The organism is Aneurinibacillus sp. UBA3580, assembly GCF_002375825.1.
Taxonomy (GTDB): Bacteria; Bacillota; Bacilli; order Aneurinibacillales; family Aneurinibacillaceae; genus Aneurinibacillus; species Aneurinibacillus danicus.
On the sequence record NZ_DFMZ01000051.1, the window covers coordinates 89,726 to 102,759 of the forward strand.

General features: G+C 48.7%; 14 protein-coding genes. 7 read left to right on the forward strand and 7 right to left on the reverse strand.

Going from position 1 to position 13,034, the window contains the following annotated elements:
* The 3 genes from B2899_RS08570 to B2899_RS08580 form a co-directional block, all read left to right on the forward strand.
* Positions 1 to 382 (forward strand): ABC transporter permease subunit (locus tag B2899_RS08570; RefSeq protein WP_286885081.1); only part of this gene is annotated, 382 nt, incomplete at its 5' end.
* 24 nt (positions 383 to 406) lie between these two features.
* The gene (locus B2899_RS08575) at positions 407 to 1,249 is read left to right on the forward strand and encodes a MetQ/NlpA family ABC transporter substrate-binding protein (protein ID WP_286885083.1); all 843 of its coding nucleotides are present in this window, start codon (positions 407 to 409) and stop codon (positions 1,247 to 1,249) included.
* A gap of 26 nt (positions 1,250 to 1,275) precedes the next feature.
* Positions 1,276 to 2,844, forward strand: a complete 1,569-nt coding sequence (locus tag B2899_RS08580) for a fatty acid--CoA ligase (protein WP_286885084.1) — start codon at positions 1,276 to 1,278, stop codon at positions 2,842 to 2,844.
* A gap of 194 nt (positions 2,845 to 3,038) precedes the next feature.
* Here B2899_RS08580 and B2899_RS08585 read toward each other — a convergent pair whose 3' ends face one another.
* Entirely contained in the window at positions 3,039 to 4,049 is a 1,011-nt protein-coding gene (locus tag B2899_RS08585; protein ID WP_146807990.1) for a methyl-accepting chemotaxis protein, read from the reverse strand.
* A 205-nt stretch (positions 4,050 to 4,254) separates the two neighbouring features.
* Between B2899_RS08585 and B2899_RS08590 the strand changes: the two genes are divergently transcribed.
* The 4 genes from B2899_RS08590 to B2899_RS08605 are packed head-to-tail and all read left to right on the forward strand — an operon-like array spanning position 4,255 to position 7,581.
* Complete coding sequence (locus B2899_RS08590; protein WP_146807991.1) at positions 4,255 to 5,079, forward strand: M55 family metallopeptidase; 825 nt, start codon at positions 4,255 to 4,257, stop codon at positions 5,077 to 5,079.
* Positions 5,080 to 5,113: 34 nt separating this feature from the next.
* Entirely contained in the window at positions 5,114 to 6,109 is a 996-nt protein-coding gene (locus B2899_RS08595) for an NADPH:quinone oxidoreductase family protein (RefSeq protein WP_286885087.1), read from the forward strand.
* Between the two features lie 37 nt (positions 6,110 to 6,146).
* Complete coding sequence (locus tag B2899_RS08600; RefSeq protein WP_146807993.1) at positions 6,147 to 6,935, forward strand: SDR family oxidoreductase; 789 nt, start codon at positions 6,147 to 6,149, stop codon at positions 6,933 to 6,935.
* 16 nt (positions 6,936 to 6,951) lie between these two features.
* Entirely contained in the window at positions 6,952 to 7,581 is a 630-nt protein-coding gene (locus tag B2899_RS08605) for a fumarylacetoacetate hydrolase family protein (RefSeq protein WP_146807994.1), read from the forward strand.
* A 67-nt stretch (positions 7,582 to 7,648) separates the two neighbouring features.
* On the opposite strand, the gene B2899_RS08610 is transcribed toward B2899_RS08605, so the two are convergent.
* From B2899_RS08610 to B2899_RS08635, 6 genes are all read right to left on the reverse strand, one after another.
* A complete protein-coding gene (locus B2899_RS08610) occupies positions 7,649 to 8,443 on the reverse strand; it encodes an ABC transporter permease (protein WP_146807995.1) in 795 nt (264 codons plus the stop codon).
* Entirely contained in the window at positions 8,443 to 9,390 is a 948-nt protein-coding gene (locus B2899_RS08615; protein ID WP_146807996.1) for an ABC transporter permease, read from the reverse strand. The genes B2899_RS08610 and B2899_RS08615 overlap by 1 nt, the downstream gene beginning before the upstream one ends.
* Positions 9,354 to 10,454, reverse strand: coding sequence for an ABC transporter ATP-binding protein (locus B2899_RS08620; RefSeq protein ID WP_146808002.1), 1,101 nt, complete (start codon positions 10,452 to 10,454; stop codon positions 9,354 to 9,356). Before B2899_RS08620 ends, B2899_RS08615 begins: the two co-directional genes overlap by 37 nt.
* Before the next feature lie 25 nt (positions 10,455 to 10,479).
* The gene (locus tag B2899_RS08625) at positions 10,480 to 11,595 is read right to left on the reverse strand and encodes a polyamine ABC transporter substrate-binding protein (protein ID WP_146807997.1); all 1,116 of its coding nucleotides are present in this window, start codon (positions 11,593 to 11,595) and stop codon (positions 10,480 to 10,482) included.
* Positions 11,596 to 11,612: 17 nt separating this feature from the next.
* A complete protein-coding gene (locus B2899_RS08630; protein WP_286885093.1) occupies positions 11,613 to 12,656 on the reverse strand; it encodes a TAXI family TRAP transporter solute-binding subunit in 1,044 nt (347 codons plus the stop codon).
* Positions 12,657 to 12,831: 175 nt separating this feature from the next.
* On the reverse strand, positions 12,832 to 13,034 hold a 203-nt coding region (locus B2899_RS08635; protein WP_286885097.1), incomplete at its 5' end, for a helix-turn-helix domain-containing protein.

A 13,034-nucleotide genomic window follows, 5' to 3' on the forward strand; every position in this document is an offset into this window, starting at 1 on the left:
GCCAGCCGTTCCGCTCTCGATTGCGGCGATTCCGTATTTCGCCCGCTTGGTTGAGCAGTCACTGCGCGAAGTATCAAAAGGCGTCATCGAAGCAGCAGTGGCGATGGGAGCTTCTACATACCAGATTGTCTGGAAAGTACTGCTGGTCGAAGCGCGTTCCGGCCTTATGCTTGGATTGACGGTATTGATCGTTAGCTTCCTTTCTTACTCGGCAATGGCCGGCGTAGTGGGTGGCGGTGGAATCGGAGACCTGGCGATTCGCTTTGGCTATTACAGATTCCAGACAGATGTAATGGTCGTAACCGTTCTGCTGTTGGTCATACTTGTTCAAGCTATTCAATTTACAGGCAATCGCCTGGCGCATTTTTTAGATAAACGTTAAATAAAACATCTAGGGGGAATTTTTGTGAAAAGAAAACCTTTTATTCTCATTGGACTAATCTTAATTTTGACGGCGTTTTTAGCTGCTTGTGGAGGACAGAAGGAAGAACAGGCAACTGCAAGCCAGCCGCAGAGTGAGACAAAAGAGTTAGTGATTGGCGCGACTGCGGGTCCGTACAGTGACCAGGTGAAAAAAGGAATCAAACCGATCCTTGAGAAAAAAGGGTATACAGTGAAAATTGTTGAGTTTAATGATTATGTACAGCCAAACCAGGCGCTGGCCGAAGGTTCATTAAACGCTAATGTATTCCAGCATATTGTATATCTAGAAAATTTTTCGAAAGAGCATAACCTGCCTATTGAAGACGTAATTCAAGTGCCTACCGCACCGATTGGCATTTACTCGCAAAAGCATAAAACATTAGATGAAGTACAGCCGGGAGCAACCGTATCTCTGCCAAACGATCCGACGAACCAGGCACGTGCGCTTGTGATGATGCAGAATTTTGGCTGGATTAAGTTAAAAGATGGTGTAGATTTGCTTCGTGTATCAGAAAAAGATGTAGTGGAAAACAAGAAAAATATTAAACTGCTTCCTCTTGAAGCGGCTCAACTGCCGCGCTCGCTCGCGGATGCGGACTATGCATTCGTAAACGGAAACTTCGCGATCGCATCCGGCCTGAAGCTAACAGAAGCTCTTGAATTGGAAGATATTCCGGATCAGTACATGAACGTTGTAGCGATTAAAACGGCGGACAAAGACAAGCAATTTGTAAAAGATTTGATCGAAGCGTATAAATCACAAGAGTTCAAGGATGTAATCGACAAGGAATTCCAGGGATTTGTCAAACCTGATTACATGAAATAAACAAAGCGGGAAAGGGAGGAAAACGGATGAGCACAACAATCGGAGAGACTCTAGAGTGGTCGGCCCGCAATTTTCCGAAGAAGACGGCTTTAGTTTATGAATTTGAAAACAAGCATCACCGCTGGGATTATACAGAATTGGATCAAAAGGTAAACCAGTTCGCCCGGGCGCTTCAGCGCCTGGGTGTGCAAAAAGGCGATGTGGTTTCTTCCTTCTTATATAATACGAGCGAATTCGTCGTGACGCTGTTTGCGACCGCTAAAATCGGAGCCATTTTCAATCCGATTAATTATCGTCTGGCTGCGCACGAGCTTCAGTATATTCTGCAGGATGGAAAAGCGAAGGTTTTGCTGTATGAAAATCAGGGCTCCGATATCGTAGCTAAAGCACGCGAGCTGGGAAATCCGGTGGAACACTATATCTACGTAGATGCTGAAATTCCGGAAGGTGCGCTGGATTTCTATGCGCTGCTTGAGGCGGAAGACACGGCTCGTCCGAATGCGAGCGTCTCGGAAGACGATTATTGCATTATGATGTATACCAGCGGTACGACAGGGCGCCCGAAAGGTGTGCTTCATACGCATCGAAGCAAAATCCATCACAATTTCATGATGATGCAGTGCATGGGACTGACGAAAGACGATATCGGATTGGCCGCGGCACCGCTGAATCATACGGCGGAGCTGCACACGTCATTCCTGCCGCGTGTGCAGGTGGGGGCAACCAATGTGCTTTTGCACCATTTCGACGCTTCCCATGTGCTTCATACGATCGAGAAGGAGCAGATCACGCATATGTTTGCGGCGCCGACGATGGTAAATATGCTGCTGCATGCGGACGATTTCGACGCATATAATCTGTCGTCGCTGCGCTTGCTCGAATACGGCGGAGCGTCGATGGCTCCTGTACTTATCCGTGAGTTTGAAGAAAAAATTGGTGCCGACCTCATCCAGATTTACGGGACGACGGAGATGGGGCCCTGCATGGCGGTGTTATATGCAGACGAGCAATTGAAGAAAGCGGGTTCGGCAGGAAAGCCGAGTCTGACACACCAATTACGCATCTGCCGGGTGCAGCCGGACGGCTCCCCTACCCATCCGGACGATATTTGCGAACCGGGAGAAATCGGTGAAATTCTGGTGAAAGGACCGTGCATGATGGGCGGCTACTATAACCGTCCGGAAGCGACAGAAAAAGCGCTGGCATACGGCTGGTATCATACCGGGGATATGGGTGAATATGACGAGGAAGGGTATGTCTGGATACGCGACCGGATTGACCACATGATTATTTCGGGAGCGGAAAACATCTACCCGCGTGAGGTGGAAGATCGGCTTGTCGAGCATCCCGGGGTACGCGAGGCAGCGGTTGTGGGAAAACCGGACCCGAAATGGGGACAGATCGTGTTCGCCTATGTCGTTCGTGCTAAAGGCAGTCAGGTTACGGAACAGGAGCTGGACGAATTCCTCCTTACCGGCAATCGACTTGCCAAATACAAGCGCCCCCGTGCCTATTGTTTCGTCGATGAACTTCCGAAAACGGCAAGCGGTAAAATTCAGAAGTTTATTCTTGAAAAGCAGGCGGCCCATGTATAGAGTGAATAGAAAAAGGAGCGGACGGTACCGCTCCTTTTTCTGTGAAAAGCACGAAGAAAGAATGAGAAGGAAAGAGGAAATGAGATCCAGGGAAGAAAAAGGCATTTGCCTTTTTCCGCATTGAAATCATCCTCTCGTTCTTTTCTCTCTTTTCCTTCGCACCTTAAAAGTCAGCCGTCCTTTCAGCATATTTATTAGCTGATCGATTCGCTAACAATAACAGACCAGCCTTTTCCTTTGTATGCGTTATATCCTTTCGTTTGGCAGAAGGCGTATATTTTTTCTTGGCCGAAGCGGTCACGCTCAATCGTATAGCCGTATGGCTGACCTGAGAGAAGTTTTTTAACGGCAGACAACGAGGCGAGGTTTGTCTTTAGAATTCCTTGCCGATCGCGGGAAGCGATCACTGTACCCTCTTGATTAATAACATAGAGTTCGCTTTGACTATCAATTTTGACCGTGTCGATAATATCGTAGATATAATTCCAATTGAAACGGGTGGTAAAGACGCCAAGTACGGAACCGTCGTCTTCGCGAACCGGGCAAGAATAAGCGATGGTATGCCCGTTCATCGCTTTGGAATAGTACATGTCCGTAACGTAAACATTGTTTGTTTTCATTGTCTCGCGAAACCACTGGCGATCGGACATATCGAGTCCGACAAGGTTCTGGTTAACGCCAGCCGCCACAACCTTTCCCTCTACATCAGTGACGAACAAATCGAAGTATACCTCATAAATGTCAACGATCTTTTTCATAAAGGCGGTTGCTTTTCGCTTTCGTTCCGGTTCTTGAACACGGAGGCACTCTTTAATGGCATTGAAGGTAGCCCAGGCTTGCACATCACAGTTCCGTTCAAAAAGGTTGCGATCGATTTTGTCAATGGTGTCAAAAGCTACGTCCGCTGTCCGGACGGCGATGACTTCGTTTGCCTTTCTCTGGATATTACGGATGAGTTCATCGCTTTCCTGATTGGCGGCTAAACATTGCTGCGAAAATCGTTTGATTTCGTCAGCTACGACAGAAAAACCGCGTCCATACTCTCCGGCTCGTGCAGCTTCAATAGCTGAATTAAGCGCGAGTAGATTGGCCTGGGAGGCGACATGGTTAATCGTCTTTACTACTTGCCCCATTTTTTCGTTTGCCTGCTTTAGCTCATGAAGCAGCAGTGAGACATTCAACGACTCTGAATTCATTGTCTTCATGGAAATACCACCTTCCTTTTAGCCAAAATGAATTTAGTGTTATATATATGTTAGATAATTTAACATTAAATGTAAAGATATTTTTGACAAAAGGAATGTATTTTAACGAAAAAAGTGAAGCATATAGTATGTTGCTGAAAGAAAGGAATCTCTGAAGAGAATATAGAATATTTAAATTTGAGGAAAAGTAGAGAGGAGTGAAGAGATGAAACTGTATCTTTCCGTCGATATGGAAGGGATTACCGGGCTTGTGGATCAGACGTTTGTGGATGCACGAGAGCGAAATTATACGCGCGGCCAAAAGCTAATGACCGATGAAGCAAACCATGTTATTGAAGCCGCATTTCAACAGGGATTCAAAGAGATTGTGGTCAATGACAGCCATTCTAAGATGAATAACCTGGTAATCGAACGGCTGCATCCGGAAGCGCAGCTTATCTCCGGAGATGTTAAGCCGTTTTCCATGGTACAGGGACTTGATGATACATACGCCGGTGCCATGTTTCTCGGGTATCATTCACGTGCCGGAAGAAGAGGTGTGCTCAGCCACACGATGATTTTCGGTGTGAGAAATATGTACATCAACGATCAGCCGATCGGCGAGCTGGGATTTAACGCATATGTGGCTGGACATTACGGCGTCCCGCTCTTGATGGTGGCGGGCGATGACGAGACGGCGGCCGAAGCCGAAGCGCTGATACCGGGCATTACAACTGCCGTTGTGAAGCGGCAGATTTCCCGGACGTCCGCACTCTGCCTTACGCCGGAGAAAGCGGGCTGGCTTCTGCGGGAAAAAACAAAACAGGCGATTGAGAATCGGAAGAATGTGAAGCCTCTTACGCCGCCGGAGAATCCGGTTCTAACCATTGAATTCGCCAATCATGGCCAGGCGGAGTGGGCAGGCCTGATGCCGGGTACGACGATTGAAGAGAACGAGCCCGTCGTGCATTATCAAGCGAGGGACATTCTTGAAGCGTATAAAGCGATGATCGTGATGACAGAGCTGGCAATGAAAGCAACGTTTTGTTAATCAATAGGAACAAAAAGTGGAAGGGGAGAGACGCATGCAAGAGAAATTTCGCGCATTGGTTGTCGATAAGACGGAGTCAGGGGATGTATCGGTTAAGGTAAAAGAGCTGTCCATAGACCAGCTTCCGCAAGGGGATGTCATCATCCGGGCTGCCTATTCAAGCGTAAACTACAAGGATGGCTTGGCCAGCACGCCGAACGGCAATATTGTTCGAACCTATCCGTTCGTACCGGGGATTGATGTAGCTGGAACGGTGGTCTCGTCAACGGATGAACGTTTCAAAGAAGGCGATCAGGTACTGGTCACCGGGTTTGAGCTGGGAGTGTCGCATTACGGCGGCTTCAGCGAGTATGTGCGTGTTCCGGCCGAATGGATTGTTCCACTTCCATCCGGATTAACGCTCAGAGAAGCAATGGTCTACGGTACGGCCGGTTTTACCGCGGCGTTATCGGTGCAGAGGCTGGAGGAAAGCGGTGTTACACCGGACAAGGGTGAAGTGCTGGTTACCGGTGCGACAGGCGGAGTGGGCAGTCTGGCTGCGGCTATGCTGGCAAAGAAGGGGTATGATGTGGTCGCCAGTACCGGAAAAGAATCCGAGCACGGCTATTTGCGGGAGCTGGGTGTGAAGGAAATTATAGCACGGGAAGACGTAGCACCTGAGAAATTCAAGCCGCTCGGTAAGACGCGCTGGGCCGGTGCAGTCGATCCGGTCGGAGGCAATACGCTGGCCTATGTGCTAAGTACAACGCAGTATGGCGGCTCTGTCGCGGTCAGCGGGTTAACCGGCGGGACAAATGTGCCGACAACGGTGTTTCCGTTTATTTTACGGGGGGTCAATCTGCTGGGAATCGATTCCGTCTATTGCCCGATGGAGGTTCGTCTGCCGTTGTGGAAACGGATGGCGGATGACTTGAAACCGGATCGCCTTGAGGATACGATTGCACACGAGATTACGCTGGATGAGCTACCACAGTCGCTTCAGCGCATTTTGCAGGGACAAATGCGCGGGCGGGCCATTGTGAAATTATAAAGATTGTTTATTCATCTTAAGAGAAGGAGACATGTATATGGAACTGAAATTAAACGGCAAAGTGGCGCTGGTCGTTGCCTCTAGCCAGGGGCTGGGCCGGGCGATTGCGGAGCAGCTTGTTAAGGAAGGCGCACACGTGATGATTACGAGCCGTCACGAAGAGAAGCTGCGGCAGGTGAAAGAAGAGCTGGAACAGCTGGGGACGGGGAAGGTAGCGTACCATAAAGCGGATATTACCAGTTATGATGAAATTAAGTCTCTCGTACAGGCGACGCGTGAGACGTTCGGCGGAATTGATATTCTTATTAACAATGCCGGCGGACCACCGGGCGGCACATTCGAGCAATTTGATGATGAACAGTGGCAAAAAGCATTTGAATTAAATCTATTAAGTTATATCCGCCTCATTCGGGAGGTGCTGCCTGATATGAAGCAGGCAGGAGGCGGCCGTATCATTAATATCGCTTCTTCTTCCGTCAAGCAGCCGATTCCAGGTCTCATTCTATCTAACACATTCCGCTTAGGAATTGTAGGAATGGCTAAGACGCTGTCGATGGAACTTGCGCCCTATAACATTCTCATCAATACGGTGGCGCCGGGCCGCATCGCAACGGATCGCGTGGCGCATCTGGACCAGCTGAATGCTGAGAGGCAGGGCATTACGAAGGAAGAAATGGAAGAGAAAGCGAAGCAGGCCATTCCGCTTAAGCGGTACGGAGAGCCGGAGGAGTTCGCCAGGGTGGTAACGTTCCTCGTTTCTGGTGCCAGCACATATATTACGGGAAGCACGCTGCTGGTTGATGGCGGCATGATAACGTCAGTATAAAGAGAGAAGGGGACCGATGAATCAAATACGCAACATTTATTGTGTGGGAAGAAACTATCGGCTACATGCGGAAGAGCTGGGGAATGCGGTGCCGACTTCTCCGTTTCTCTTTTCTAAGCCGACCCATGCGTTGGTAGAAGCGAACGGGCAGACGATTGTACTGCCGGGAAATCAGGGTGAAGTGCATTACGAAACGGAACTGGTGCTGCATATCTTTCGTCCGTATGAGCCGGGAATGAGTGTGGAAGACATAGTGGATAAGATGGCATTGGGCATTGATTTTACGCTGCGCGATGTGCAGAGTGAATTGAAGAAGAAAAGTCACCCTTGGCTGAGAGCAAAAGGATTTCCGAATTCGGCGGTGTTGACGAAGTTTCATGCGTTTCCCGGGGAAGCGGCATGCGCTGAAACGGATTTCTCGCTTTTCAAAAACGGGGAGCGGGTACAGCGCGGCAACGTGAGCGATATGCTGTTTAACATGCAGACAATTATCGAATTTGCCGCCGAGCACTTCGGATTGGGGCAGGGTGATATTATTTATACGGGTACACCGGCGGGCGTCGGTCCAGTGGCGGATGGCGATAAGTTGGAGCTGCTTTGGGGCGATGACGTATGGGGAACTTGCGTGATTCACTTACGTCTATAGATAAAAAGAAGAAAGCAAAAACACCGCACTACCGGCAGCCAGGCCGGTTGTGCGGTGTTTTTTGGTATCAGTGCGTGCCGCCGAACATTCGGCCTACACCCTGAAGTTTCTCAAGGATGATAATGAGAATGACCGAGATAAAAATAACGACACTGGAAACGGAAGCGACCAGCGGATCGTACGCATCCTGCATATGCGAGAAAATTTCGATCGGCAGCGTACGCATATCGGGAGATACCATAAACAGCGATACGGTAACATTGTCAAATGATGTCAAAAATGCGAACAATCCTCCCGAAATGATAGCCGGACGGATTAATGGCAGCGTCACTCTCCAAAATACCGTCAGCGGACTTGCGCCGAGAATCGCGGCAGCCCGTTCCAGATTGTAGTCAAATCCGCTTAAACCGGTAAGCACCAGCCGGATTACATAGGGGATACAGATAATGATGTGGGCAATCAGGAACCCTGTTCCGGTACCGGCCAGCATCAGTGGTGTAAAGTAAATAAGCAGTGCTACGCCTAATACAAGCTGAGGTACGCTAAGCGGCGAAGTCAGCAGCGACGTAATATACGATTTGCCCGGGATATCATATTTGGCTATAGCCAATGCACCAAGCGTACCGAATAAGACAGAGAAAAATGCGGCTACCAATGCGAATTTGGCGCTATTGGCAAGAGCCGTCATGAATTCCGGCCGCTCCAGCAGTTTCGTGTACCACTGGAAGGAAAAGCCCTGCGGCGGAAAACTTGGATAATTAGCGCTTGTAAAAGAAGCCGGAATGACGACAAGCAGCGGAATTAAAATATAAATAATGGTAAGGATGGCTACGAGCAGACGCAGTCTTCCCAGTGTTTTCATTATCGGAATACCTCCCTGAATCTGCTTTTTTCAAATCCGCGCGTAAAGACGGTTACAAGCAGCATGGTTGTAGCCAGAAGCACATAAGACAGCGCGGAACCGAATGTCCAGCGGAGCAGGTTGTTAATCTGATCATACGCCACAATCGGCATCATCGGTACGTTAGCTCCTCCCATGAGTGCGGGTGTAACATAGGCGCTCATCGACATGCTAAAAACAAGTACGCAGCCGGATACGATGCCGGGAAGGCTAAGCGGCAGCGTAATCGAGAAGAAGGTGCGCATCGGACTTGCACCAAGAATCGCGCCCGCTCTCTCCAGCGAAGGATCGATATTATACAGGCTTGTGGCAATCGCTAAAATCATGAACGGCAGATACGCATTAGAAAGGCCGATAACCACCCCGACTTCTGAAAATAGCAGCTTCAGCGGAGCGCTGACAATGCCGAGTGAAGTCAATATACTGTTAATGGTTCCATTTGGAAGAAGCAAGAGATACCAGCCGAAGTTGCGCACCACAATGCTGACAAGCAAAGGGGATGCGATGAGCAGCGCAATGTATCCGCGTATGCGCGGCGAACTTTTGGCCATTGTCAATGCGACCGGGTAGCCAAGCAGCAAAGATACAAGAACCGTATACAGGCTTACTTTTACTGTTATCCATAGTGACGATAGATAATAGGAGTCTGTAAAAAACAGCGCATAGTTTTTCAGACTGTATACTGCGTTTGTTGCGTTCGGGCTATCTGTATAAATAAAGCTTAAATACAGAATGTATAACATCGGTACGACAAAAAATCCAAAGATAAACAGTAAAATCGGAAGCAAAAGAAGAAGGCCGGGAAGATACGCTTTTTTCTTTTTGCGCGGCTTTGTTTTTATTGGTTCCGGTATCGTTGCCGGTTCCCGAATCACTTCTTGATGAGCATGATGTCTGACGGATTCCATCCAATCATCACCTCTTTCCCGATTTGCCATGAAGCATCATACATAGGGGTTAAAATTTGCACGGATTTTCCGAGCAGGGTAGCGTCAATCTCCCAAGAAGCTCCCAGGTAGTTCATCTGAGTAATCGTCGCTTTGTGGAAGTGTTCCAGATGTCCGGATTGTTCCGCAGAAGCGAGGGACAGTTTTTCAGGGCGAATATATAGCTTTACTTCATCTCCCGGGCGGCATGTACGCTCGCTGCCCATAATGTTGTCCGCATCGACAAACGTTACCCACCCGTCTTCCAGCTGTACGGAAATTTTTCGGTTGTTGATTTCCGCCACTGTACCGTGGAAGCAGTTGGACTTACCGATAAACTGGAAGACGAACTCGGTTTCCGGATGGTTGTAAATGGTGGTCGGTGAACTGATCTGCTCGATTTTTCCTCCGTTCATGACGACGACCCGATCGGACATGGAGAGCGCTTCTTCCTGGTCATGCGTAACAAAGATGGTCGTAACCCCAATTTCTTTCTGCAGTCGCTTAATCTCCGCACGCAATTCATGGCGCAGTTTGGCGTCTAGATTAGAGAGAGGTTCATCGAGCAGCAGCAGTTCAGGCTCCACGACAAGCGCGCGGGCGATGGCGACACGCTGCCGCTGTCCGCCCGACAACTCACGCGGGTAGCGATGCTCAAGTCCGGACATTTTCACGAGATCGAGCGCACGGGCAATGCGGTTTTGTTTTTTCGGTTTGGGCACCTTGCGCAGTCTAAGACCAAAGTCGAGGTTTTCGTATACGGTCATGTGCGGAAAGAGAGAATATGTCTGGAAAACCATTCCCAGGTCGCGTTTGTACGGGGGGATATGCGTTACGTTTTTTCCTTTAATATAGACATCCCCTTCATCGGCTTCGAGAAAGCCTGCGATTAAGTTCAAGGTGGTTGTTTTGCCGCAGCCGGAAGGGCCAAGCAGAGTGAGAAGCTCACCCTGCTTGATTTCCAGATTGATGCCGTTCAATACCGTATTAGAACCGAAGCGTTTGACGACATTTTTGATTTCCACGTCATTTCTTGTTGCCAGTATGGTCATGATACGTCCCCTTTCTTACTTATTTTTTCAACAGTTTACCAAGCTGCGGTGTTACTTCTTTCGACCAGCGATCCGACCACTCGGCTCTCATTTTCGCAAATTTCGCAAAATCGGGCTTGTACGTTTTGTCTGTTTCTTTTAGTCCGATGAACGGTTCGTATTTCTCCGACAGTTTCATTCCTTTTACGACCGGATAGAATCCCGCGTCTGCCGTCGCTTTTTGCGCCTCTTCGCCTACAAGATAGTTAATAAAATCAAGCGCTTCCTTTTTATGCGGCGTGTTTTTAACCAGGGTAGCGCTGAATGCTTGCAGCGGTACACCCTCTTTCGGTACAACCATTTTGAGCGGAACACCGGAAACAGCCAGGTCTCCAATAGCGTAGCTTCCCATCACTGTTACGTCGGCGGCGCCCTGCTGCATAGCCGGCATCATTTGCGTCGAGTTTTTGTAGAAAGTGGACGAATAACCGGCAAGTTCTTTCGCTTTTTTCAGACCAGGCTCCATGTTATCGATGCTGCCTCCGTTTGCCAGTGCCAGAGCGTATAAAGTATTAAAACCCCAGTCATTTGAAATATCCGAGAAGGCGGTTCTGCCTTTGTATTCCGGACGAGCGATGTCATTCCAGGATTCAATCGGTTTGATGTTATTCTTTTCGAAAGCCTCCGTGTTATAAGCAGGCGCGATGACAAGCCCGAAAGCAGGCGCGGCTGTTTTTTCCACAACGATAAAACGCGGATCGACGTTTTTCAGTGCAGGAACGTTCGTTTCGTCAAGAGGCTCGGTAAGTCCTTTTTCTTTGGCGCGCTGTACGTCAATCGGCACATAAAGTGCAATGTCGATCTGCGGCGCGTTTTTCTGCAGCTCTACTTTTGAGAGAATTTCACCTGAGAGGCCGGCGATGTAGTTGATTTGAATGCCGGTCTTTTCTTTGAACTTCGGAGCAATCTCGTCGCGAATGGCTTTTTCGATCTTACCTCCGTTTCCGGCGATGGTCAGCTGTTTGGCACCTTCTGCCGCAGGTGCGTTGCCAGCAGGGGCATCACCTGTTTTTTGTGCGGTAGGAACGCCGCAGCCTGCCAGGATGGCAAGCGTTAGAACGGCGAAGATAGAGATGAGTTTTTGCAGTTTATGCATAGTAATTGACCTCCTTATTAATTGGAATCCTTTCTTTTCTTTTTCATTTCTTCAAAATATTGAGCCGCACCCGGATGAAGGGGAAGATAGATATGCTTGTCCGCCTCTTCCGCTTTGATTTCTCTGGCGGCAGGATGAATATCATACATCTCGGGAAGATGTTCATAGAAACTCCGGGTTAACTCGTATGCCGTTTCTTTGGGCAGGTCGCTATGGGTGAGAAGCACATTTTTTACGACTACTGTTTCGACATCGTGGTCCAGTCCGCCGTATGTTTCCTTCGGAATAACTTTTTTTGAATAATAAGGGTACTGCCGCTGAAGCTCTGTCATTACTTGTTCCGGAATCTGCACCAGGGTAAGCGGAATGTCTTTCGCCAGCAAAGCAATATCGGGATTCGGCATGCCCGAGGAGAAAAAGGCCGCGTCAATAACCCCATCTCTAAGCGCCTGAGATGATTGGGAGAAAGAGAAATAATATTTTTTTACGTTATATCGCGTCAATTTTGCTGCCTGCAGGATACGTTCTGCCGTTAATTCCGTGCCGCTTCCGATGGGCCCCATACCAATCCGTTTCCCTTTTAAATCCTGTAGAGAACGAATTCCACTTTTTTTGGTAACTGCAATATGGATATAATTGGAATAAATTTCGGTGATGGCCCGCAAGCGGGATCGTTCGTATCGCTCTTCGGCGTTGTTTGGCTGGTTAACAGTCAGAAGCGCATCGACAGTGGCAAATCCCAGCTCCGCCTTCTTCTGGGCGACAAGTCTGGTATTTTCGATAGATGCCTTTGTGATTCGCGTACCTGTAACCGCGCCGCCATACCGTTCATAGATGTCGGCAAGAGCCTGACCGAGCAGGTAGTATACACCCGATATGTCGCCTGTGGCAATGGTGACATTTTGGCCCTGCAGCGAGGGAACAGACGCATCTTCCGATTGCCGCAGCGGATAGTATGAAACAGGAGAAGGGATTTCCTGTTTGTTTTCCGCGAGGGAGCAACCGACCGTGAGCCAGGTTAGCAAAAGAATTGCTCCCGCGAAAAAATAATGTTGTTTCATTTGCACGCTCCTTTCCTATATCAGAGTATTTGCAATTTACGTTCCAATTTTCTGATTTATATAAATGTTAACGTTTTCAACTTGGAAAGAAGGATGTTAAAAATAATTCGGCAGAGTTTGCCGGATGAGACGGCGAATTTTGCCGAATCGGCAAATTCTGCCGAATTAGAAAATATTATAATTCTTGCTCATTTTGGATATTATAAAGCTTAATTTTATCACGCAGGCTTCGCTCCGAAATTTGCAGAACACGTGCGGTTTCCTGTCGATGCCAATTGCAGTGGTGAAGCGTGGCGGCAATGGCCCTTTTCTCGATTTCTTTCATAGGAGCACCGACGGGAATGCTAATGATGCGTTCGGCGTCAGCCCGGGCAGCAG